Consider the following 21220-nt stretch of genomic DNA (forward strand, 5'->3'; position numbering starts at 1 on the left):
AAATATTCATCTTTTAAGCTTAAATAATGAATATTCATGTGTTTTATACTGTATATTATATTGGATATGCGTCAAAAAGTGTATATATTCATTTTTCCGCCGAGGGAAGTTTTTCGTCCTCACGGGGCAAACGCACCTTTGAGACCCATTTTTCCTCGCAGGCGCCGTATTTTCTGTAGTTTTTCTGCGCTTCTATGAGGCATATGCTGTTTGCTCCCCCTGCGCAGTCGGGGCTTACATTATCGTCCCGCTCCCAGAAGCATACGGGGCAGATGTCGTATTCATTTTCCACGGTATAATATCCGCAGCACTGGCATTTACCTTTCATATGTCCTCCTCACTGGCGGTTCCAGTAGTCTATGCCGTCATCGGGGATAAAGAACGTTCTGATATAGCCGTCCTCGCTGAGAACAAGGAACTCGCCCGTTTCGGTGTTGAAGAAAAGATAGTCGCCGTCCTCCTCACGCTTGGTAAGAACATCGTCGGAGGTATCGTCTATCAAAGCATTTGCCTTGTCAAGATACTCCTGCTTGGTAATGTCCCCGAACTCAGCGCCGTGCTTCAGGAAGTGAGACTCGAAAAGCTCCTCCGTCCTGAAAGTGTAGTAGGTCGCCTCGGTGACAGTCACCTTTATTTTGAACTTGTCAGACTTATTGTTCTTATCATAAAGGGTTATGGTGCAGCTGCCCTCTTTAACGCCTGTTACCGTAAGGGTGAATTTGCCCTTTCTGGTCTTTCCCGCCTTGCAGGAAACAGCTTTGGTGCTTCGCTGATACTTTACACTTTTGCCGCCCGTATAGACAGTTACCTTTACGGACTGCCCCTCTTCAAGGGTTATGCTTTTGTCCGATACCCTGATGTTCTTTGCGCTGTCCGAAACACTTACGGCAGTCTTATCGGCAGACTTTGCAGCCGCTTCGGCTCCGAAAGTGCATAAGCACAGGGAAAGTGTCAGCAGGATAGTTATGATGCTTCTTATGATCTTCATACCGTCACCTCATTTCTTATGCTATGCCGTTTTTCTTCTTTGCAGCTGTAAGAGTGTTTCTCATAAGCATTGCAATGGTCATGGGGCCAACGCCGCCGGGAACGGGAGTGATATATCCTGCCTTGTCCTTGCAGGCATCAAAGTCAACGTCTCCGCAGAGCTTGCCCTGCTCGTTTCTGTTCATGCCTACGTCGATGACAACAGCGCCCTCCTTGACCATATCGGGGGTAACGAACTTTGCCTTGCCAACAGCTGCCACAAGGATATCCGCATTTGCGCATATCTCTTTCAGGTTCTGTGTCTTTGAGTGGGTGATGGTAACGGTTCCGTTCTTGTGGAGCAAAAGCATTGCCATAGGCTTGCCGACGATGTTGCTTCTGCCGATTACCACGCAGTTCTTGCCGCACACATCAACTCCGGTGTCGGCAATAAGCTCCATAACGCCTGCGGGTGTGCAGGGCAGGAAGCTGTAGTCGCCTATCATAATATGGCCCACATTCTCGGGGTGGAATGCGTCAACGTCCTTGTCGGGGCGGATAGCGTTTATAACGGCATTTTCGTTTATCTGCTTGGGAAGAGGGAGCTGGACCAGAATGCCGTTTACTCTGTCGTCATTGTTGAGCTTTTCCACCAGAGCCAAAAGCTCTGCCTGAGAGGTCTCTTCGGGAAGAGCATACTCAAAGGACTCAAAGCCCACCTCTGCGCACGCCTTTTTCTTGTTGTTCACATATACTCTGGAAGCAGGGTTATCACCTACGATAACAACTGCCAGTCCAACGGAAATGCCCTTTGCTTTAAGCTCCTCGGTCTCAGCCTTTACAGCTGCCTTTACCTTTGCGGAAACTGCCTTGCCGTCAATGAGATTTGCCATGATTTTTCCTCCCTGAAATTATTTTTCGCCATTTTCCTCAGAACCGTCCTCAGGCTCGTCGGAAACTATCTTCTGGTCGTCAGTAAGCTGATTTTTCTGCTCTTTCTTTGCCTTGCGGCAGTCCTCCTCAGCCTGCTCTGCCTTTTCGGATTCTGCGATAAGGCGCTTTGATTCCTCGGTATCACGGTAGAGGGGAACGGGGGCCTTTTTAAGTCTCACACGCATGACAATGATATACACCAGTGCCGCAGCGGCGCTTATTGCAGCCAGCATCTGCGAAGCCCTCACGCTGCCGATGTAAAGGCTGTCCGTTCTCAGACCCTCCACCACAGACCTTTCCAGTCCGTAGAGGAAAATATACAGCGCAAAGATCTCGCCGTCAAATTTTCTGTGCTTGTGGTAGAAATGCAGGATAAGGAAACCGATAAGGCACCACAGGGATTCATACAAAAAGCAGGGGTGAACGGGGAGCATGGGGTCGATCTCTATTCCCTTTGCAGCCAGCTCTGCCTGATGATTTATAAGGTAGTTCTGTATCCTGCCGCCTGACATTCCCCAAGGAAGATCGGTGTTTGTACCGAATGCCTCCTGATTGAAGAAGTTGCCCCATCTGCCAAGGCACTGACCGATGAAAAGTCCCATGGCGACAATATCAAGGGTGGGCATGATCTTCAGCTTGCGTATTTTTGCCATAATGCAGCCAAAAAGCAGTCCGCCGATTATGCCGCCGTAAATGGCAAGTCCGCCGTCCCTTATGGAAAGTATGTCCTTGATGCTGTGATAACTTGCTGAATGGAGTACCACGTAGTAGAGCCTTGCGCCCACAACTGCGCCTATAACGCCGGCAATGACCGCATCAATGAGCCTGTCGCCGTCAATGCCGTACTCCTTTGCGCGTCTGAAACAGTACATCATGGCAAGAAGCATGCCCAGCGCTATCATAACGCCGTACCACTTTACGGAAAAGCCGAATATTGATATAGCTTCCGAATTGATAGTAAGGTCTATCCCAAGCTTGGGAAAGACCACGTTATCAACAGGAAGCCTTGAAAGTGCTTCCATAGTTAAGCCTTGCCCTCCTGTTCTTCACTGCGGATAACGGACAGCGTGCAGTTTTCGGGGTCAAAGCGCTGACGGAGGAACTCCGCTGCGTCCTCTGCGGTAACGCTTGCCACAGTTTCGATGGTGGAGAATGCGTTGCCTGTGCTCCTGAGGCCTGCCTTGATAAGTCCGCTTGCAATGGCTTCGGGATTGCCAAGGTTGCGGATAAGGCTGCCGTAATATGCCTTTCTTACAGTCTCGAACTCTTCCTTTGTAAAGCCGACCTGCTTGCGGCGCTCTATTTCCTCGGCGATAAGCTGTGCCACCTTTTCGGGCTCTCTGGACTCGCCGCCGAAAATGGGAACGAAAAATCCGTCGCCCGAGAATGTCTCGGAAGAGAATACGGAGTTGATAAGTCCCTCATCGTAAAGGCGCTTGTAGAAGTCGGAGGTCTCGTCTGCCAGCATGGCAAGAACCATGTCGGAAAGCACCTCGCACCTTACTATGTCCCCATTGCTCACAGGCTCGGACTTGTAGCCGATGTTGAACATGGGCACTGCCACTTCAAGCTTCTGCTCCACGTACTTTGAAGCCACGGTAACAGGCTCCTCGGGAACTATGGTCATAAGCTCCTTGTTATCGGAGGGGATAAGCATCTCGTCGCAGAGCTTCATTATCTCGTCCTCGTCAACGTCTCCTGCAATGGCAAGCACCATGTTGTGGAGATTGTAGAAAGTGTAATAGCAGCGGTAAAGCAGGTCGGCATTGATCTGGGCAATGCTCTCCTTTGTACCTGCAATGTCTATCTTAACGGGATTTTCGTGATAGATGCCGCCCAACATATTAAAGAACACACGCCAGTTGGGGTCGTCCTCGTACATTCTTATTTCCTGACCGATGATGCCCTGCTCCTTGCGGACGGTCTCCTCGGTGAAATAGGGCTTCTGGACAAAATCCAGCAGTATTTTCAGGGAGGGGATAAAGTTCTCGGTGCAGGAGAAAAGATAGCAGGTCCTGTCGAATGAAGTGTATGCGTTGCCGAATGCACCTGTCTTTGCGTAAAGCTCGAACACGCCGCAGTCCTCGTTCTCGAAAAGCTTGTGCTCCAGATAATGGGCAATGCCGTTGGGCACGGTGACAAAATCAGCATCGTCACGGGTCTTGAAGGTGGTGTTCACCGAGCCGTAGCGTGTGCCGAAAAGGGCGTGCTTTATGCTGTAGCCCTCGGTCTTCCAGATAAGTATCTCAAGACCGCTGTCGTGCTTTATCCGTGTGTATTTTTCGCCTGTGCGGTCATTGGAAATGATCTCTCTTGTCATGACTTTTCTCCTCAGTTCTGACCGTAGTAGGCATTCTTACCGTGCTTTCTCAGGTAATGCCTGTCAAGCAGAGCCCGGGGCATTGCTCCCGCAGAGGGATTTATGGAAGCGGCGTGATAGTTCATAAATGCCACCTCTTCCAGCACAACAGCGTTGTGAACAGCTTCCATAGCGTCCTTGCCCCATGTAAAGGGACCGTGGTTCTTTACCAGCACCGCAGGAATGGTCATGGGGTCGATGCCCTCAAATGCCTCTGCAATAACAACGCCTGTTTCCTTTTCGTATTCGCCGCCTATCTCTTCGGGGGTCATGTCCCTTGTGCAGGGTATCTCGCCGTAGAAATAGTCGCCCTGAGTTGTGCCCATGGGTATGATGCCGCAGCCTGCCTGTGCGAATGCCGCTGCCCATCTGCTGTGGGTGTGGACGATGCCTCCCATATTTTCAAAGCGTCTGTAAAGCTCAAGATGTGTGGGTGTATCGCTGGAGGGCTTGTACTTGCCCTCGGCAACCTTGCCTGTGGCAAGCTCCACAACTACCATATCATCGGCAGTCATTCCCTCATAGGAAACGCCTGAGGGCTTTATTACCACCATTCCGCTCTCTCTGTCAACGGCGGAGGCATTGCCCCATGTGAATGTTACAAGATTATATTTGGGAAGCAGAAGATTTGCTTCAAGAACTTCTTTTTTGAGATTTTCCAGCATATTATCATTCCTTTCCGTACATTGCAAGGCCTTTTCTGAAAGCGGCTATGTACTTTTCATATCCCTCTCTGCCCTTTTCCTCAGGGTAGGAGACTGTCTTTTCCATATCGCCGAAAACTGTGCTGTCAAGCCAGTCGGCAAGCTTTTTGCCGTTGCCTGTCATCATATAAGCCGCAAGGAGAGCAATGCCCCATGCGCCGCCCTCGCCTGCTGTGGTCATAACAGCCGCAGGGGTATCAAGAGCATCGGCAATTATCTGTGCGGCGGCGTTCTTTACCTTGAAAAGTCCGCCATGGCAGGTGAACAGCTGTGCAGATACTTTCTCGGTATCAAACAGGATATCCATACCCATTTTAAGCGCACCAACAGATGAATAAAGCTGCGCTCTGAAAAATTCGCCCAGTGTGGGAGCGTGCTCGGGCGAGCGGAAATATGCGGGATAGCCCTTTTCAACATTTGCGGCAGGCTCGCCTGACATAAAGCCGTATGCCACCGCTCCGCCGCAGTCCGGGGCAGCGTTCATGGCATTGCGGTAAAGCTTTTCGTAAAGCTCCGACTTGTCGATATCACAGCCCATAAGTGCGCCGAATTCGCCGAACATATTCACCCATGCGTCAAGCTCGGTGCAGCAGCTGTTGCAGTGTACCATGGCAACGGGATATCCGTCGGGGGTAGTTACCATGTCTATCTCCCTGTGAACAGCGGCAAGAGGCTCGCTGAGCACCAGCATGGAAAATACGGAAGTACCTGCGGAGATATTTCCTGTGCCTGCTCTTACGGAGTTTGTGGCAACCATTCCCGTGCCTGCGTCTCCCTCGGGAGGGCAGAGAGGAACGCCTGCTTTAAGGCTTCCTGTGGGATCAAGGAACCTTGCGCCCTCTTCAGTAAGATATGCCCCCTTTTCACCTGCGCTCTTAACGGCAGGGAAAAGGCTGTATATATCATTATCATAGCCATGGGAAGCTATTTTATCGGCATATTTTTTCATCTTGTTCTTGTCATAGCTTGTCATATCAACGGGGAAAATTCCCGAAGCCTCGCCTATGCCAACGGCATTTTCTCCGCTGAGCATGAAATGGATATAGCCTGCAAGGGTCGTTACTTTCTTGGTTTTGGGAACATATTCCTCTTTGTCGAGCACCGACTGATAGAAATGTGCACAGCTCCAGCGCTGGGGAATGTTGAAATCAAGCAGCTCGGTAAGCTCTGCCGCAGCCTTTTCGGAGGTGGTGTTTCGCCATGTCCTGAAAGGAGTGAGAAGAGTTCCGTTTTCATCAAATGCCATGATACCGTGCATCATGGCGGAAACGCCCATTGCGCCGTAGGTCTCGGGGCAAACGCCGTATTTCTCCTTTACGTCCGCCAGGAGCGAAGCATAGCAGGAGCGGATGCCGTTATGGATATCATCAAGGGAATATGTCCAGTAGCCGTTTTCAAAGCGGTTCTTCCACTCGTGAGCGCCCGAAGCTATGGGCTTCATCTCGTCGTCGATAAGGCACGCCTTTATTCTTGTGGAACCAAGCTCAATGCCCAGATATGTCTTTCCTGTTCTGATCTTTTCGACAATAGTCATATCAGTTTTCCTTTCCCGTAAGCACGTAAACAGTATCAAGTTTAAGGGAAGCGGCAAATTCCATTACCTGCTTCTTTGTTACCTTTTCAATAAGCTCCGAAAGCTTTTCGGGAGAAAGAATATCCTCCTCGCTCTTGGTGCAGTCGCTGAAATACCAGTCCGCAATGTTGCGTGGGGAATCGTCTGCTCCCTTGAGGGCGCACACCATGGCAAGCTTTGCCTGCTCAAGCAGTTCGTCGGAGAACTCACCCTTGGCGGTAAGCGCCAGCTGATTTTCTATTTCCTTGCGTGCAGGCTCGATGTTCTCGCTCTCAACGCCGCTGTCAACGAACATAACACCCGATTTCTCCGCAAAGCTTGCGGCGCAGTAATAGCAAAGGCTCAGCTTTTCTCTTACGTTCATGAAAAGCATGGATACGGGCAGTCCGCCGAAAAGTGCGGTGAATACTCTGCGGACGGCAGGGCTTTTTATGCTTGTCTTGTACGCCATGACCATCTTGCTCTGGAGCACATCAAGGCGCTCGGTCTCATATCTTACCTCGGGCTTTAAGGGTGAAAGCTTTTCAGAGGGGGAATATACCGTTCCCCTGTCCATGGCGGAAAATCTGTCGTTTATGAGCTTTTCACACTTTTCGGGAAGCTCCCTGCCCACAAAGAAAATCTCGATCCTTGCAGTACGGAGCAGCTCCTTGTATGCTTTCCAAACCTGCTCTGATGTAAGAGCCTCAGCATCGGAGCGCTCGCCCTTGACAGGTATGCCCGCAGGCTCGTTCTCGTATATCACTTTGCCAGCCTTTTTAAGGGCATATGAGCGTTTGTCGTTGATATCAGCGTCAATATCGTCAATAAGCTCCTGCTTTTTCAGGGCAAACTGCTTTTCGGGGAATGCGCCGTTTTCGGATACGGGGTCGAAAACACAGCTGCAGAGCAGTTCAAGCACTGAGGCGGATATATCCTCACCCTCCAGCGCAAATCTGTCTCCTATGCAGCTGGCGGACATGGTAATAGTCTGGCTGTCGGCAAAGCGGCTGATACCGCCTCTTACGCTGGCACCGTAAAGCTCGGCAAGTCTTGTGTTAAAAGCGGTTATGGTAGGATACTTTGCGCAGGTATCCTCAAGCATAAAGGCTATTGCCGCATTGGCAGAGGCGTTCTCCTCGGTGAGCCTTGTTATGAAATGAATGATATAGCTGTCGGTTTTGAATTTGCTGTCGGTAAGCACGGTAAGGGCAATGCCTCTGTCGGCGCTTCCGATGATTTTTCTTTCTCGTTTTATCGCCACGTAATCAACTCCGATATAAAAAAGATTGTACTTTTTTATTATAACACACAGGAAAATATTTTTCCACTGTTTTTCAAACTTTTTTTGCGACCGCAAGGCAGTGAAAGCAAATAAAAAAATCCACACAAATAAGGTCAAGGTAAAGGGTTTAGGAAGTCCACTGAGGGCAGAGCCATCTGGTCGCTGTTGCCGCAGTGGTAAACTACGTTTACCTGCGAAATCTTTGCAAGCGGTTAATGTGATTAACCTGTTAGCCGACTGACCCCCAAATCCCCAAAGCCGCCTGCACTTTGAGTTCAAAAGCTAGCAAAATGTAAGTTTTATCTCAAACAAACCAAAAACTATTTCATGCAGGCGGCTTGAAACCAAGAGACATTCCGTTAGGAATGGCGATTTTGGTTTCCTCCGTAAGGCGCAGGTACGGTCAAACTACAGTTTCAATTTAATATGTCCGTACCATGCAAAGGAGACACCTAAGGAGAGAGGGAGGAAACCCAAACCCAACAAAAGCGGGCATTCCCCCCTCTCTCCTACGGTTTCTCCTCTGCACTCCTTTTCCCTACCCTCTCACCCCCACTAAGCCCGCTTTTACAGTTTGGCTTAATTTTTTGTTTGTCTACTATATTAAATATTGTTTCGTACCTTTCACCGCCGCCCCGCTCATTTGCGGTCTGGCGTTTACATATCGAGTATCTGCTGTTCGTTTTGTTTAGCTCTGCGGTGGAGATTGCTTATATTGCCGACATATTTTAGTCAGTCGGATATTGTTTTAATTGCCTTGCCCCACTGTGGCAAGGACGACAAGGTGGTCTAAACTTTTTGCCTTGTACTAAATAGCACGGATTTTCCTATATTCTTGTTTATTCCTTTTATAACAAAAAGCAGCCCGATATTTCACGGACTGCTTATATTCATTCTGTTATTATGACCTCCACGCCCTTATCTCTCAGCGCATCAGCCACTGCTTCAAGCTTTTTGTCCCCAGTGACCTTTTTAAGCCCTTTCATCTCAAGGAGAGGCGAAAAATCCTCCGCAGGGATATCCTCGATATACAACACCTGTATGCTGTCCATATCGGTCAGCGGGGTCAGGTCGGAGACCTTTGTGTGGGAGATATTAAGCTCCGTAAGGCTCATATTTTCAAGGCAGGAAATGTCGCTTACGGCACAGAGGGAAACGTCCAGCTTCTGCAAAGCAGGGGCAAGGCTCACAAAGGAGATATCCTCCAGATCGGTGCAGTCGCTGTAAACATTTTCCGCTTCCTGTTTAAGTGCGTCGGAAACACCTGCGTCGATATCCGTTCTTATAGCGTCCTTGACCTGTGCCTTATAGGGAGTAACTTTAAGCTTTTTAAGGCGTGTGAAGTCGCTGAGGCTGTCTGTTCCGTCGGTCGTCATAAGTGTGAGTGAAAGCTCACGCTCGCTTATGCTGTAGTATTGTCCGTCTATCTGCCTGACAGCACCGCTGATGCCTGACTGGAGCAAATTCACCAGCACAAACACTCCGATAAGCGCCGCCAGTATCAGCACTGCCTCCACCGCTCTTTTTTTCATAAAGCTATCCTTTCAAAATATCATTTCTTTTTGGGAGCCTTTGCCGCTGACTTTACGGGCAGGCTCATTGTAAAGAGCAGGTCTGTGGTGAATATCTTCACCGCCAGATACATACATACCGCAAAGAACACCAGCTGATATATAAGTCCGACCCAGACAAGTCCCATATGACCGAACAGCATATTGTTCATAGCCGTATAAGTGTGGGTAAAGGGAATGATGTAAAGAATTATCCTGGGAATGGGAGAAAGGGAATTTACGTCCGCAAACATGGTGACAAAGAAAGGTATCATGGTTATCATCATAATGGGAAGCACCAGTGTCTGGACGGACTTGGTATCGGTGGCCATTGCTCCGAGGATAAGGGACACGGAAAGACCTATGGCAATGGTAAGGAACAGCTGAACTGCAAAAATCGCCATCTGACCGCCCGAAAGGGTAAGTCCAAGAGTTTTCATTGCGTCGCCCATGGAGATACTGCCGCTTGCATCGGAGGATATCTCGTTCACCGCACTGCCCATCATGCCGTTCATATAGAACGCAAAGCCCACGACCATTGATGCCGCATTGAGGAGAGCCACTATAAGTGCAGCTATCATTTTTGCCATAAGCACTGTAAATCTTGAAACGGGTGCGGAAAGCAGTGTTTCAAGGGTCTTGTCTATCTTCTCGGTGGAAATGGCTGTCATTATCATCTGGGAAGCCATGAGGACGAGGAAGAACACCGCAAAGGGAGCTATCATTGACTGGTTCATAAGCATTGCGCTCAGTGCCTCGGAGGAGACTTCAACAGTCTTTCCGTTGGCTGCGGTGTAGGAAACCGCCAGCACAGGCTCGCTTATAAGCTGCATCTGCTCATCGGTAAGCCCCATTTTCTCCGTCTCGATATACTTTGAGGTATATGCACTGATGGACGATGTAAGGCTTGCTGCGGAAATGCTCTTCATGGAAGATGCCAGACCGCCCTTGTCAATAAGGCTCACGCAGTTTACCGATGCCTGACCGCCGTTCATAACGGTCTCGCCGAAGCCTGCGGGGATAATCACAAGATTATCCAGTCCCAGCCTTTTAAGCTCGCTGAAATAATCATCGGACTGAAGTGTTACCACCTCGGGGTCTGCGCCGTAATCGGGCAGAGCCGTTATCATATCCGCCGTGAACCGGGAGCCGTCCAGATCGGCGATATTTACCTGGGAATTGTTGATGGCATCGTCCATAACGCCGCCCATGAACTGACCCAGGCAGATAAGCAGCACGCAGGTGAATATCATGGCAAATATCGCCTGCTTGGTGAGCAGTTCTCTCAGCTCTTTTTTAAGAAGGTTACCTAACTTCATCAGAAGTCACCACCCTTTCAAATACCTCTTCAAGGTTAGCCGCTTCATAGCGCTGCTTCAGCTCGTCGATAGTTCCCACAGCCATTATTTTGCCGTGCGCCATTATGCCCACTCTGTCGGAGACATATTCTATCTCCAGCATATTGTGGGAGGAGAGCAGGAAGCTCATGCCGTCCTCTGCGGAAAGCTTTCTTATAGTTTTTCTGATATCAAGGGCGTTTATAACGTCCAGTCCCGAGGTAGCCTCGTCCAGTATGGCAAGGCGGGGGCGTGTCATTACCGCACGGGAGAGCAGCAGCTTTCTAATCATACCTCTTGAATAGCCGCCTATCTTCTCTTCCAGCCTGTCGCCCAGACCGCACATATTTACGCCACGGTTAACAAAAGTATCTATCTCGTCCTTGTCGGAGGAAAAAAGCCCTGCCATAAAGTAAAGATAGTCCATGCCTGTCATGGTCTTGTAAGCGCCTGCCTCATCAGGGAGGTAGGTTATTGCCTGGCGCACCTTGTCAGGCTCCTTGATAATGCTGTGACCGTCCACAAACGCATCTCCGCTGGTGGGAGTGATAAGCGTGGATATCATTCGTATGGTAGATGTTTTTCCTGCGCCGTTGGGACCGATAAGCGCAAATATCTCCCCCTCATTTACGGAGAAGTTCACGCTGTTTACGGCAACAACGCCTTTTTTATACTCCTTTGTCAGGTTTTCAACCCTGAGTATCTCACCCATATTGTTCTTCCTTTCTCATGTTTAACATGAATGTCTTTTTGTCATTATAGCATAGGCCCGATTTTATTTCAATAATGTTTCGCACTTTTTAATGATATTCTAATTTACCTGAGTGTGCCGTCCTCATTGAATTTGTTTTTGAGCTTATGCTCGGTAACAGGCATAACGGACAGCAGCAATATCTGCTGAAAGGCTTCTGCGGCAAGCAGTCCATAAAGGCAGCCGTTGCCATAGATAGTTCCCGTAAATCCAAGAACTGCCAGGGCAATGGGGCACAAAAGTCCTATCGCTCCGCAGATAAGCCAGTGTATCCCGCTGACCTTGTGGGCATATGCCCATGTGCTGCCGTTTATCATTGATCTTTTTGACCTGTAGCCCACTATTCCGTTTATATTATCGGGCGGATTTGTGACGAACCAATATCCGCAGGATATCATGACCACAGGCAGAAAAACAGACAATACCACGCTGAAAATTATCTCAAACATCACCATCACCCTTTCCGCTGCCGTTTTCTTCGTCCAGCTCGCACAGAAACTCACGGAAATTGCGGTAGCGCTTCTTTGAGCCGTCGGGGAGGTCTATCTCAAAGCCCGAATTTGCCAGCTCCTCGGCAGTCATCTGAAAGACAAGCTTCGACTTGGATTTTCTGCGCTTGTTGACGCATTCCGTCAGCAGATATTCTATCTGTCCGTTGATGGAACGGAAATCGTCCTCCGCCCACCTTGCCAGCTCATCATAAAGGGAAGCGGACAGCCTGAGCGGCACCTGCTTTTTCACCTTGGTATTTTCATTTTCAGCCATTCACTTCACCTCATAACTTATTTTTCTTTATACATTACAGTTGTTATTATGCTGCCAAGCATTTCCGTAAGCCGTCAAAAATACTTTTCCATAAGCATGAAAAGCCCCATGCGGAAATCGACTGTGCCAGCAACGGTATAGCCGTGCTTTTCATACATTTTCAAAGCATAGGGATTTTTGCTGAAAGCATCTATTCGAACAGCATGAATCCCCTGCTCTGAAAGAAGCTTTTCGATGTGGTCAAGAGCTTTGCCGCCCACTCCGCAGCCCTGAAAATCAGGGTCAACGCAAAATCTGTGGAGCACTCTGTAGGGCACATCGGGGGCTTTCCACGCAGCATGGTTATAGGACTCGTCATACTGCATATTCAGTACGAACATAACAGCGATCCTGCCGCCTGCCCTGCCCACATACATCTGACCCTTTTCAATATCATCCTGCAAAGTGGCACGGTCGGGATATACCTCGTCCCACTGGAATATGCCCATGGAATCCATTTTCTCCACCGCTCTTTTTATCACCGAGCAAAGCTCATCAAGGTCGGTGGGAACTGCTTTTTCGTATATAATATCCATATGAATTTTCCTTTTTATCAATATATCGAACCGCTGTTTACTATAGGCTGAGCGTCCTTGTTGCCGCAGAGTACAACCAGCAGATTTGACACCATCTGTGCCTTGCGTTCCTCGTCAAGCTCGCAGACATGGTTTTCAGAAAGCCTTTCGAGAGCCATTTCCACCATGCCCACAGCGCCGTCAACTATCTTCTGGCGAGCTTCGATAATGGCAGCCGCCTGCTGTCTCTGGAGCATAGCCGCAGCTATTTCGGGAGCATAGGCAAGGTGGGTTATGCGGGCTTCAATTACCTCAATTCCCGCATCATCTACCCTGGACTGCAGCATATCACGCAGATGTCCTGCGATCTCGGCAGAAGAACCTCTCAGGGACTTGACATTTTCCCCGTCGCCGTCGTAAGGATACGCCCCTGCCACATCACGGAGAGCGGAATCTGACTGAATTGAAACATATTCCTCGTAGTTGTCCACATTGAAAACAGCCTTTGCGGTGTTTGCTATCTTCCAGATAACAACAATGCTTATCTCAATGGGATTGCCGTCACGGTCGTTTATTTTCTGCTTTTTGTTGTCAAGGGTCATTGCCTTGAGGGACAGCTTTTTGCCCACAGGCGCAGTCGCTTCCTGAGGATTTTTGCCGGAAGCGATCTTCTGGGCAGATGCAGGGTTGACGGCAATGCTAAATGGATTTACGAAGAATATGCCCTCCTTTTTAAGTGTACCCGTATATTTTCCGAAGAGTGTGAGGACAAGCGACTCGTTGGGACGTATTACCTTTACGCCCATAAAAGGTATCCAACCGACGCACAGCCACAATACGCACATCACCATAAGAGGTGCGCCGAAAGCTGTGCTGCCGTTATCCAGTGCCATAGCCGCAGGGATAACTCCCACAGCGGCAGCAACATACACCAGCACGGAAAGAATGCCCACAGCAAGCCCGTTGGGAGCATTCAGCTCCTTTTCCTCAACTGTACTTATTATCTCTTTTTTCTCTTTCATAAAAGTGCCTCCTTGTTATTTTGCTTTTGTCAGATGATATCATTTTGATATCATCATAATAGCATATATTTCCATGTTTGTCAAGAGGCAAATAATACTAATCACCAATAAAACTATAGACAAAAAATCATCGCATAATCCATATACGCAAGATTAAGCTCGATTTTTTGTATAGTTTTTAATTGGTTCTTAGTATAATGTTATTTACGCAAAAAAATAAAAATGCCGCCCCTTTTCAGGAACGGCATGGACTGCTTATGAAAAAAATCAGTCGGAAACGTAAGGAAGAAGAGCGATGTGTCTTGCTCTCTTGATAGCAACTGTAAGTTCTCTCTGGTGGTATGCGCAGGTACCGGTAACTCTTCTGGGAAGAATCTTGGAACGCTCGGTCATGCACTTTCTGAGCTTAGCAGTATCCTTGTAATCTATCTTCTCCACTCTGTCAGCGCAGAACTGGCAAACCTTCTTGCGGGTTCTCTTTGCGCCTCTGGGAGCTCTTTCTCTATCCTTTTCCATGAATGAAACCTCCTTATTCAGAAATTGGTCGTTTTCTGCAATCAGAACGGAAGATCGCTGTCGCTGATGACTTCTTCAAAGTCGCTCAGGTCTCCCACCGAAACTGCGGGTGCAGGTGCAGACTGCTGATATGCAGGCTGCTGGGGAGCTTGCTGCTGATATCCGCCCTGGCTGCCGTAATTGTTGTTCTGAGACTGACCGCCGCTGTAGCCGCCCTGCTGATATCCTCCGCCTGCGGAACCCTTTGTTTCACCGAATGAAACATTGTCTGCAAAAACTTCGGTAACATAGTGACGTACATCGGGGTAACGCTTGTCATCATAGGTTCTGGTTCTAAGCTCGCCCTCGACAAGTATAAGTCTGCCCTTATTGAAATAACGGCACACAAATTCCGCAGTCTGTCTCCATGCCACAACGTTGATGAAATCAGACTGTCTTTCGCCATTCTGACTTGTATATCCACGTGTTACCGCAACGGTAAACTGGCAGGTGGAAACGCCGTTCGGGGTCTGGCGAAGCTCGGGGTCAGAGGTAAGTCTGCCCATAAGGATCACCTTATTTATAGAACACGCACCCAGCATAACAATTCAGCCTCCTTCAGATTTGCTTTCAAAATCGGATTACTTAACAGTAATCAGTGAACGCATAACGCCCTCGGTGATCTTGAGTACACGGTCAAGCTCTGCGGGGAAATCGGGAGCAGATGTGAATGTGTAGAGAACGTAGTATCCCTCGGTCTGATCGTCGATCTCGTAAGCAAGCTTTCTCTTGCCCCACTCGTCAACAGACTCAACAGTACCTGCCTCTGCCATCATACCCTTGAACTTCTCAGTAAGAGCCTTAATGCCGTCCTCACCCTGCTTCAGGCTGAAAACTACCATTGCTTCATAGGTTTCGTTGATCTTTGCCATTTATAAGCACCTCCTCTTGGATTACGCCTGCACTTCTATATACAGACGAGGATAACAAATGATATTATACCACTCTCCCCCTGTTTTGTCAAGCACGCAGGCAGGAGTTATCCGCCGGATATTTGTAAAATTATTATTAACAGCAGGCTGTGCCTGTTTCCGCCCGTGAGTATGCTTTTTCGGAACAATTCATCTGCGGCTCGGTAACTTTTATTTGCACAAAGAGAAATGGGCTGCAACTGTGCAGCCCATTCAAACTGTCAATAAAGTAAAAATTTCACAAAAAAACATTTTCCAATGGCACTATTAAATTATGATAGACAATTAAATGTCCAAAACGAATGCACCCGCTATTTTAACGCCAAACCGCAAATGAAATGCACGGCGGTGAAAGAGGTTGAACAAAACCGACTGTAGAAGTCAAAACGCAAGTTAAAGTCAAACAGTAAAAGCGGGCTCGGTGGGGGTGAGAGGGTAGGGAAGAGATGAGTGCTTGCCTTTTTGCAAAGGCACGGAGAAACCGTAGGAGAGAATATGTGCCGACAAGCGGCAATATGTGCCGACAAGCGGCAATATGTGCCGACAAGCGGCACGGGGGAATGCCCGCTTTTGTTGGATTTTGGTTTCCTCCGTGTCGGAACGACACATATTCTCTCCTTAGGTGTCTCCTTTGCATGCTCTTTAACGACTTTATACAAAATTATATTTAACAATTCAAATAAACCAATTAGAACTATGTAAAATGTCATTTTATTATTGGTGAAATCAGTCAAATTTATACTTTTTCGACAGACTAGAATGGGCTGCCGCACAGTTGCAGCAGCCCTTGTTATCATTCGTATCTGAGAGCCTCTATAGGGTCCAGCTTTGCTGCACGGTTTGCGGGGTAATAGCCGAAAAATATGCCTATTCCCATGGAGAAGCCCACCGCAAGCACTATTGAACCCAATGAAGGTGGTGCCATGGTGCCGACAATAGCTCCCGCTATGTTTCCAAGACCTATGCCGAGCAGTATGCCTATTGCTCCGCCGATAAGGCAGATTATGATCGACTCGACTATGAACTGCATTCTTATAGCGGAATTGGGTGCGCCCATAGCCTTTCTTACGCCTATTTCACGGGTTCTCTCCGTTACGGATACCAGCATGATGTTCATTACGCCGATGCCGCCTACGAGAAGAGATATGCCTGCGATAACCGATATCGCCACCTGAAGTGTTCCCAGCACCTGATCTATCATTGCCATCTGTGACTCTGCCGTCTGGTACATTACCTCTATGGAATCATTGTCACGGTAATAGGTGTTGTTGATAAAGCTCTGCACCTTGTCGCAGAATGTCTTTGCATCAACGCCTGTTTTTGTGTTGAGATTGAAGTAATAGAATGTGTCCTCATCATAGTCCAGATTGCGGTTATATGTGGTGTAGGGCATATAAATCTCGCCGTTCCAGTCCTCGCCCGACATATTTACCATGGCGGACATCATACTGGAAAGCTGATATTCATAAACACCAACCACTGTAAGATCCATTATCTGACCGTTCACCGTAACGGAAACGCTTTTTCCTATAGCACCTCTTACGGAGCCGAACATCTTCTGTGCCTGCTTGTCGGAGATAACGCAGGTGCTTCGCATCTGGTCGCAGTCCTTTTCGGTAATATATCTGCCTGCGATGACCTTTGTCATGCTGGACTTTACATATCCCGAGTTTACGCCGTAAAGGTTGATGTCATAATCCTTGCGGTGGAGTGTGAGCTTTCCGCTTGAACTGCCTGCGCTGAGTATTATAGCGTCGATCTCGTCGCCGAACTTTTCCTGCACGCTTTTTACCATGTCACCGGTGATGAAATCCTCATTCATGATATAGTCACGGGCTGCGTCCTGCTTCATGGTCAGCTGGAAGCCTACCAGATTGGAGCCGCCCTGGGAGTTGAAGATATCCATAACGCTGGCTTCCATTATGCTTCCAAGGGTGCTTATGGCAATTACCGAGCTTATGCCGATGATGATGCCGAGCATTGTGAGGAATGACCTCATCTTGTTTGATTTAAGCCCTGCAAAGGCAAGGGCAATGTTTTCCCAGAAGCCCATTATTCCCCTGCCTCCTTTTCTGTTGTCTGCTCATTTGGGGTCTGCTCGGAATGAACGGGCTTGTATTCTGCAATATCGCCCGTGTCGCCGATGATGTTTCCGTCAGAGATGGTGATTATTCTGTCCGTCTCGGCTGCCAGCTCGTTGTTGTGGGTGATGAGCACTATGGTCTTTCCCTGCTCCTTGTGAAGCTTGTGGAAAAGGTCCATTACAAGGCGGCCTGTTTTGCTGTCCAGCGCACCTGTAGGCTCATCGGCAAGGATAATGGCAGGGTCGTTTGCCATGGCTCTCGCAATGGCGATACGCTGCTTCTGACCGCCTGAAAGCTCGTTGGGCATATGCTTGGCACGGTCGGTCATCTCGACTATTTCAAGCAGCTCCTCTGCCCTTTCCTTGCGCTGCTTTGCGGGAACTCCCGCATAAAGCATTGGCAGCTCGATGTTTTTCAGTGCCGATGTTCTTGCGATAAGGTTAAAGGTCTGGAAAACGAAGCCTATCTGCTTGTTTCTTATCGCCGAAAGCTCCTTATCGCTGGCTTTTGAAACGTCTGTTCCGTCAAGATAATACTGTCCCGAGGTGGGGCGGTCAAGTGCGCCGATAATGTTCATCAGCGTGGACTTGCCCGAACCCGACTGTCCAACTATTGAAACGAACTCGCCCTTGGGGACGTTGAATGTCATTCCGTGAAGTATCTCCAGCTCATTCGGCGTTCCCACATAGAAGCTCTTTACGATATCCTTTGCACAGATAACGTACTCGGAGGCTTCCTTTGGGGGAGGCGCATAGCCGTAGGTCGCAGGGGTTATTTTTTTCATTGCGAACACCCCTTACTGTGCTGCCGCAGCGCTCTGAACAGCGTCGCCCAGTGCGCTTGCAATGATAACAACGCCGCCGTCGGTAACGTCGCCTGCGTTGGTGATGATAGTCATGCCGTCTGTCAGCTCATCGGAGATTATCTCTATCTCCGCATCGCTCTCAAAGCCTGTGGTAACGGGTATCTTTCTTGCTGTTGCAGTGGTAGCGTCCACCATATCTGCGGCATATATGTAGCAGTTGCCGTCAGCGTCCTCGATAAGGCTGTCGTAGCCTACCGCATAAACATTCTCGGCGCTGCCCGTAACTGCGGTGCATTTGCTTGTCATGCCGATAAGCACACCCGAATCCTTGGTGTCGTGGATCGCTATCTCAACGCCGAAGGAAGATGTTCCGTCGCTCTTGCCGTCAACGCCCTTGTTGCCTGTGGGGGCTATTTTTGTGACTGTTCCGTCAAATTCCTTGTTGTTGAGTGAGGGGATAGTTACCTTTACGTCAAGTCCTGTTTTCATCTCGCTGATGGAATATTCCTTTACGGAAGCTGTCATTTTAAGGTCGTCAAGATCCTCGATGATGAAAAGCACGCCTGCTGCCGCAGAACCGGATACTGCATTTACCTCGGTTATGGTTCCGTCGCAGGGAGCTGTGATAACGCAGTCAGCCAGCTTATCCTTGAGAATTTCAAGATTGATAAGGTTAACATCATTTTCGGAAAGCACCTTTTCCCTGTCGGCTGCTGCTTTGAGAGAAGCAAGGGAGGACTCGGCATTTTTCTGTGCGATGGAGTAGCTTTCCTTTGCGTCTTCAACAGCCTGCTGTGCGGAGTCAACTGCGTCCTTGTAGCTCTTGAGGGAAGTGTCGTTGCCGTCCTCTACGGAAGCAAGATTGCTCTTTGCAGTCTCGTAGGAGGTCTTTGCACGCTCATATGCACGCTCGGCATTTTTGAGCTTTACTGAGTTGGAGGAATCAATGTCTGCCTTTGCCTTGGTGTATGCTTCAAGTGCGCTCTCATATGTCTTTTCGGTGGTCTTTACGTTGTACTTTGCTTCAAGCTCGGAAAGCTTTGTCTGAGCCTCGTTCAATACCTGCTGAGCCTGGGCAACGTCATTCTGTGTAACGGAGCCTGACTCGAACTGGAGCATGGTGGAAAGATAAGAGTAATTTTCATATGCTGTCTGGTAAGCTTCTCTTGCCTTTGTAAGCTCGTCGTTCTTGTCGGTGCTGTAGCGGCTGTCATATTCTTTCTTTGCGTCGTCATATGCGTCTTTAAGGTTCTTGATGTCGCTGTAGTCCTCGTTTTCAACGTCAGACTTTGCTTCTGTGTAATCATCATAAGCATAGTCAAGCTCTGCCTTTGCGGAAGCAACGCTGTTTTTTGCGGAGGTGAGCTGACTGTCACGGTCGGTACCCGATACCGCAAGCTGCTCGTCATACTTATCCTGAGCCTTTTTCAGTGCGTCCTCTGCGCTGTCAAGGTTCATCTTGGCGTTTCTTATTTCGGGATATGTACCGTCATTTATCTGCCGGAGAGCTTCGTTATAGTTCTTCTCGGCAGTAGTGAGGGAATATTCCGTGTTGATGTTGCTGCTGTCGATGGAAGCCTGCTGCTGGATTATCTGGTTCTGGAGATCGTCGGAATTAAGGGTAGCGAGGATATCGCCCTTCTTTACCTTGTCTCCCACCTCAACATTGACAGTTTCAACATTGTACTGGAGGTTTGCGCTGACCTTTTCAAAGGTGCGGCTCTCAACGATGCCGCTTACCGAAATAGTGTTTTCGATATTCTTTTTCTGAAGCTCTGTCACCTCAGCCATGGTCATTCCCGACATCATAGATGCGCTGTATATCATCATAGCCACAAAGCCAATGACGATAGCAAGCACTATCAGAAGAATGATGACCTTTACCTTGGGGCCTTTCCTGCCCGCTGCGTTTGTTTTGCTCATAAATCTGCTCCTTTTTCTGTTTGCCGCAGGGCGGCGTCTTTATTTTCGTTCAGAAGCGCAACCACCTCCGAACGGGTATATCCAAGGCGCTTCATAGCGCCGAGAAAGCTTGTTATCTCCTTTTGTGCCATCTCTTCACGAAGCTCGCTGAGCTTCATTGGGTCATCGGTGACAAATCTTCCCAGTGTACGCTGGGAAGATACCACGCCCTTTTTTTCAAGCTCCGTAAGAGCCTTCTGCATGGTGTTGGGATTTACCCCCGCCTCTGCCGCAAATTCACGGACGGAAAGCAGTCTGTCCCCGGGGGACAGCATACCCGATACTATCATCTGCTCCAGCTGTTCGATTATCTGAATATAAATAGGAATATCAGGCGAAAAGCTCCAGTGCATCTTATCTCCCCTTGTATTACTGATATAATACAATAATACAACACACAGATAAATATGTCAATCGTAATTTTTAACAATCGTCTTCATTGGCTCGGGGGATATATTAGCTGTATTATACAAATAATACAATCAGCTTATGCCCTTACGACCTTATGACCCGAGGCAAGCTCAAAATGGCACACGGCAATGCCAAGGTCAAGGACAGTTCCCACACCTGCGCCTGCCTGTGCCGTCACCTGCCTGCCGTCCCACCTGAAGAAGAACTTCTGCCTGTTCATGGCGGTTGGAGCAAGCATAGCGCCCTCCATGCCTCTCATGAACCACTGAGGCTCTCCCCTGCATGAGCAAAGCTTTTCAATAGGCTTTGAGTCATGTGGGATACCGTTGTTATCGCCATATCCAAGGGCAATTACCGCAAATATCTTATCCGCTCCCTCTGCCCTTACGAAGCCTTTGCTGTAGGTCATGCCCACCCAGCAGGAATTTATGCCAAGCTCCGCAGCTTTAAGCAGGGCAAGCTCGCCGCAGTAGCCTGCCTCGAACTCCTTATCTTTAGGGGCGGCAACTATAAAATAGCTGTGTACATTTTTAAAAGTGCCTATCTTTGAGATAAGTCCGCCGAAGGCTTTCGGTTCGCCCGTAACAAGTCTCAGGGAAACGCCGTACTCCTTATTTATTCCGTCAATGTATCCGTCAAGAATATCAGCTGCGGCAGAGCCTATCTCCAGTGAACGGAAGCTCCTTACGCTGTGGCGTTTTCTCATAATATCAA

Annotated in this window: 22 protein-coding genes and 1 pseudogene; all 23 read right to left on the reverse strand. The window is 48.7% G+C overall.

Annotated elements, in window-relative coordinates:
• Window positions 1-88: 88 nt before the first annotated feature.
• Window positions 89-328: a CPCC family cysteine-rich protein gene (locus tag OCV68_RS07030; RefSeq protein WP_147622644.1), complete on the reverse strand. Its 240-nt coding sequence runs from the start codon at window positions 326-328 to the stop codon at window positions 89-91.
• A gap of 9 nt (window positions 329-337) precedes the next feature.
• On the reverse strand, window positions 338-988 hold the full coding sequence (locus OCV68_RS07035) for an Ig-like domain-containing protein (RefSeq protein WP_262571746.1): 651 nt from the start codon (window positions 986-988) through the stop codon (window positions 338-340).
• Between the two features lie 16 nt (window positions 989-1004).
• Window positions 1005-1859 (reverse strand): bifunctional methylenetetrahydrofolate dehydrogenase/methenyltetrahydrofolate cyclohydrolase FolD, encoded by an 855-nt coding sequence (gene folD, locus OCV68_RS07040; protein WP_022474222.1) that lies wholly within the window; start codon window positions 1857-1859, stop codon window positions 1005-1007.
• Between the two features lie 18 nt (window positions 1860-1877).
• Window positions 1878-2921, reverse strand: coding sequence for a prolipoprotein diacylglyceryl transferase (gene lgt / locus OCV68_RS07045; protein WP_262571750.1), 1044 nt, complete (start codon window positions 2919-2921; stop codon window positions 1878-1880).
• Window positions 2922-2923: 2 nt separating this feature from the next.
• Window positions 2924-4219 (reverse strand): EF-P 5-aminopentanol modification-associated protein YfmH, encoded by a 1296-nt coding sequence (gene yfmH, locus OCV68_RS07050; RefSeq protein ID WP_262571752.1) that lies wholly within the window; start codon window positions 4217-4219, stop codon window positions 2924-2926.
• 11 nt (window positions 4220-4230) lie between these two features.
• Window positions 4231-4923 carry an L-ribulose-5-phosphate 4-epimerase gene (araD, locus tag OCV68_RS07055; protein WP_022474219.1) on the reverse strand — a complete coding sequence of 231 codons (693 nt, stop codon included), beginning with the start codon at window positions 4921-4923 and terminating at the stop codon, window positions 4231-4233.
• A gap of 4 nt (window positions 4924-4927) precedes the next feature.
• A complete protein-coding gene (locus tag OCV68_RS07060; RefSeq protein ID WP_262571754.1) occupies window positions 4928-6496 on the reverse strand; it encodes a xylulokinase in 1569 nt (522 codons plus the stop codon).
• A gap of 1 nt (window position 6497) precedes the next feature.
• Entirely contained in the window at window positions 6498-7778 is a 1281-nt protein-coding gene (gene yfmF, locus OCV68_RS07065; protein ID WP_262571755.1) for an EF-P 5-aminopentanol modification-associated protein YfmF, read from the reverse strand.
• Window positions 7779-8689: 911 nt separating this feature from the next.
• On the reverse strand, window positions 8690-9331 hold the full coding sequence (locus OCV68_RS07070; protein ID WP_262571756.1) for a hypothetical protein: 642 nt from the start codon (window positions 9329-9331) through the stop codon (window positions 8690-8692).
• Window positions 9332-9351: 20 nt separating this feature from the next.
• On the reverse strand, window positions 9352-10668 hold the full coding sequence (locus OCV68_RS07075; protein WP_262571758.1) for an ABC transporter permease: 1317 nt from the start codon (window positions 10666-10668) through the stop codon (window positions 9352-9354).
• On the reverse strand, window positions 10655-11398 hold the full coding sequence (locus OCV68_RS07080) for an ABC transporter ATP-binding protein (RefSeq protein ID WP_262571761.1): 744 nt from the start codon (window positions 11396-11398) through the stop codon (window positions 10655-10657). Before OCV68_RS07080 ends, OCV68_RS07075 begins: the two co-directional genes overlap by 14 nt.
• A gap of 104 nt (window positions 11399-11502) precedes the next feature.
• Window positions 11503-11886, reverse strand: coding sequence for an SdpI family protein (locus tag OCV68_RS07085; RefSeq protein WP_262571763.1), 384 nt, complete (start codon window positions 11884-11886; stop codon window positions 11503-11505).
• Between the two features lie 154 nt (window positions 11887-12040).
• A pseudogene (locus OCV68_RS14745) lies at window positions 12041-12202 on the reverse strand (Arc family DNA-binding protein); the annotation flags it as partial.
• A 74-nt stretch (window positions 12203-12276) separates the two neighbouring features.
• Window positions 12277-12777 carry a GNAT family N-acetyltransferase gene (locus tag OCV68_RS07095; protein WP_262571765.1) on the reverse strand — a complete coding sequence of 167 codons (501 nt, stop codon included), beginning with the start codon at window positions 12775-12777 and terminating at the stop codon, window positions 12277-12279.
• 17 nt (window positions 12778-12794) lie between these two features.
• Window positions 12795-13778, reverse strand: coding sequence for an SPFH domain-containing protein (locus tag OCV68_RS07100; RefSeq protein ID WP_262571767.1), 984 nt, complete (start codon window positions 13776-13778; stop codon window positions 12795-12797).
• A 267-nt stretch (window positions 13779-14045) separates the two neighbouring features.
• Window positions 14046-14294: a 30S ribosomal protein S18 gene (gene rpsR / locus OCV68_RS07105; RefSeq protein WP_022474791.1), complete on the reverse strand. Its 249-nt coding sequence runs from the start codon at window positions 14292-14294 to the stop codon at window positions 14046-14048.
• Window positions 14295-14335: 41 nt separating this feature from the next.
• Window positions 14336-14875: a single-stranded DNA-binding protein gene (locus OCV68_RS07110; RefSeq protein ID WP_022474790.1), complete on the reverse strand. Its 540-nt coding sequence runs from the start codon at window positions 14873-14875 to the stop codon at window positions 14336-14338.
• 39 nt (window positions 14876-14914) lie between these two features.
• The gene (gene rpsF / locus OCV68_RS07115) at window positions 14915-15205 is read right to left on the reverse strand and encodes a 30S ribosomal protein S6 (protein ID WP_022474789.1); all 291 of its coding nucleotides are present in this window, start codon (window positions 15203-15205) and stop codon (window positions 14915-14917) included.
• 832 nt (window positions 15206-16037) lie between these two features.
• Window positions 16038-17297, reverse strand: a complete 1260-nt coding sequence (locus OCV68_RS07120) for an ABC transporter permease (protein ID WP_147622659.1) — start codon at window positions 17295-17297, stop codon at window positions 16038-16040.
• The gene (locus OCV68_RS07125; protein ID WP_262571770.1) at window positions 17297-18112 is read right to left on the reverse strand and encodes an ABC transporter ATP-binding protein; all 816 of its coding nucleotides are present in this window, start codon (window positions 18110-18112) and stop codon (window positions 17297-17299) included. Before OCV68_RS07125 ends, OCV68_RS07120 begins: the two co-directional genes overlap by 1 nt.
• Before the next feature lie 12 nt (window positions 18113-18124).
• A complete protein-coding gene (locus tag OCV68_RS07130; RefSeq protein WP_262571772.1) occupies window positions 18125-20056 on the reverse strand; it encodes an efflux RND transporter periplasmic adaptor subunit in 1932 nt (643 codons plus the stop codon).
• Entirely contained in the window at window positions 20053-20448 is a 396-nt protein-coding gene (locus OCV68_RS07135; RefSeq protein WP_262571774.1) for a GntR family transcriptional regulator, read from the reverse strand. Before OCV68_RS07135 ends, OCV68_RS07130 begins: the two co-directional genes overlap by 4 nt.
• A gap of 134 nt (window positions 20449-20582) precedes the next feature.
• On the reverse strand, window positions 20583-21220 hold a 638-nt coding region (locus OCV68_RS07140), incomplete at its 5' end, for a nitroreductase family protein (RefSeq protein WP_262571777.1).

This window comes from Huintestinicola butyrica, assembly GCF_025567215.1.
Lineage (GTDB): Bacteria > Bacillota > Clostridia > Oscillospirales > Ruminococcaceae > Huintestinicola > Huintestinicola butyrica.

What these genes read in the sequence shown, in the direction of transcription:
- OCV68_RS07060 (WP_262571754.1), bottom strand. Translation starts at nt 6,496, where the DNA reads ATGACTATTGTCGAAAAGATCAGAACAGGAAAGACATATCTGGGCATT.
- OCV68_RS07075 (WP_262571758.1), bottom strand. Translation starts at nt 10,668, where the DNA reads ATGAAGTTAGGTAACCTTCTTAAAAAAGAGCTGAGAGAACTGCTCACC.
- OCV68_RS07085 (WP_262571763.1), bottom strand. Translation starts at nt 11,886, where the DNA reads ATGTTTGAGATAATTTTCAGCGTGGTATTGTCTGTTTTTCTGCCTGTG.
- OCV68_RS07110 (WP_022474790.1), bottom strand. Translation starts at nt 14,875, where the DNA reads ATGCTGGGTGCGTGTTCTATAAATAAGGTGATCCTTATGGGCAGACTT.
- rpsR (WP_022474791.1), bottom strand. Translation starts at nt 14,294, where the DNA reads ATGGAAAAGGATAGAGAAAGAGCTCCCAGAGGCGCAAAGAGAACCCGC.
- OCV68_RS07100 (WP_262571767.1), bottom strand. Translation starts at nt 13,778, where the DNA reads ATGAAAGAGAAAAAAGAGATAATAAGTACAGTTGAGGAAAAGGAGCTG.
- yfmH (WP_262571752.1), bottom strand. Translation starts at nt 4,219, where the DNA reads ATGACAAGAGAGATCATTTCCAATGACCGCACAGGCGAAAAATACACA.
- OCV68_RS07125 (WP_262571770.1), bottom strand. Translation starts at nt 18,112, where the DNA reads ATGAAAAAAATAACCCCTGCGACCTACGGCTATGCGCCTCCCCCAAAG.
- OCV68_RS07070 (WP_262571756.1), bottom strand. Translation starts at nt 9,331, where the DNA reads ATGAAAAAAAGAGCGGTGGAGGCAGTGCTGATACTGGCGGCGCTTATC.
- OCV68_RS07035 (WP_262571746.1), bottom strand. Translation starts at nt 988, where the DNA reads ATGAAGATCATAAGAAGCATCATAACTATCCTGCTGACACTTTCCCTG.
- OCV68_RS07135 (WP_262571774.1), bottom strand. Translation starts at nt 20,448, where the DNA reads ATGCACTGGAGCTTTTCGCCTGATATTCCTATTTATATTCAGATAATC.
- OCV68_RS07120 (WP_147622659.1), bottom strand. Translation starts at nt 17,297, where the DNA reads ATGGGCTTCTGGGAAAACATTGCCCTTGCCTTTGCAGGGCTTAAATCA.
- OCV68_RS07080 (WP_262571761.1), bottom strand. Translation starts at nt 11,398, where the DNA reads ATGGGTGAGATACTCAGGGTTGAAAACCTGACAAAGGAGTATAAAAAA.
- folD (WP_022474222.1), bottom strand. Translation starts at nt 1,859, where the DNA reads ATGGCAAATCTCATTGACGGCAAGGCAGTTTCCGCAAAGGTAAAGGCA.
- OCV68_RS07030 (WP_147622644.1), bottom strand. Translation starts at nt 328, where the DNA reads ATGAAAGGTAAATGCCAGTGCTGCGGATATTATACCGTGGAAAATGAA.
- lgt (WP_262571750.1), bottom strand. Translation starts at nt 2,921, where the DNA reads ATGGAAGCACTTTCAAGGCTTCCTGTTGATAACGTGGTCTTTCCCAAG.
- OCV68_RS07095 (WP_262571765.1), bottom strand. Translation starts at nt 12,777, where the DNA reads ATGGATATTATATACGAAAAAGCAGTTCCCACCGACCTTGATGAGCTT.
- rpsF (WP_022474789.1), bottom strand. Translation starts at nt 15,205, where the DNA reads ATGGCAAAGATCAACGAAACCTATGAAGCAATGGTAGTTTTCAGCCTG.
- OCV68_RS07130 (WP_262571772.1), bottom strand. Translation starts at nt 20,056, where the DNA reads ATGAGCAAAACAAACGCAGCGGGCAGGAAAGGCCCCAAGGTAAAGGTC.
- araD (WP_022474219.1), bottom strand. Translation starts at nt 4,923, where the DNA reads ATGCTGGAAAATCTCAAAAAAGAAGTTCTTGAAGCAAATCTTCTGCTT.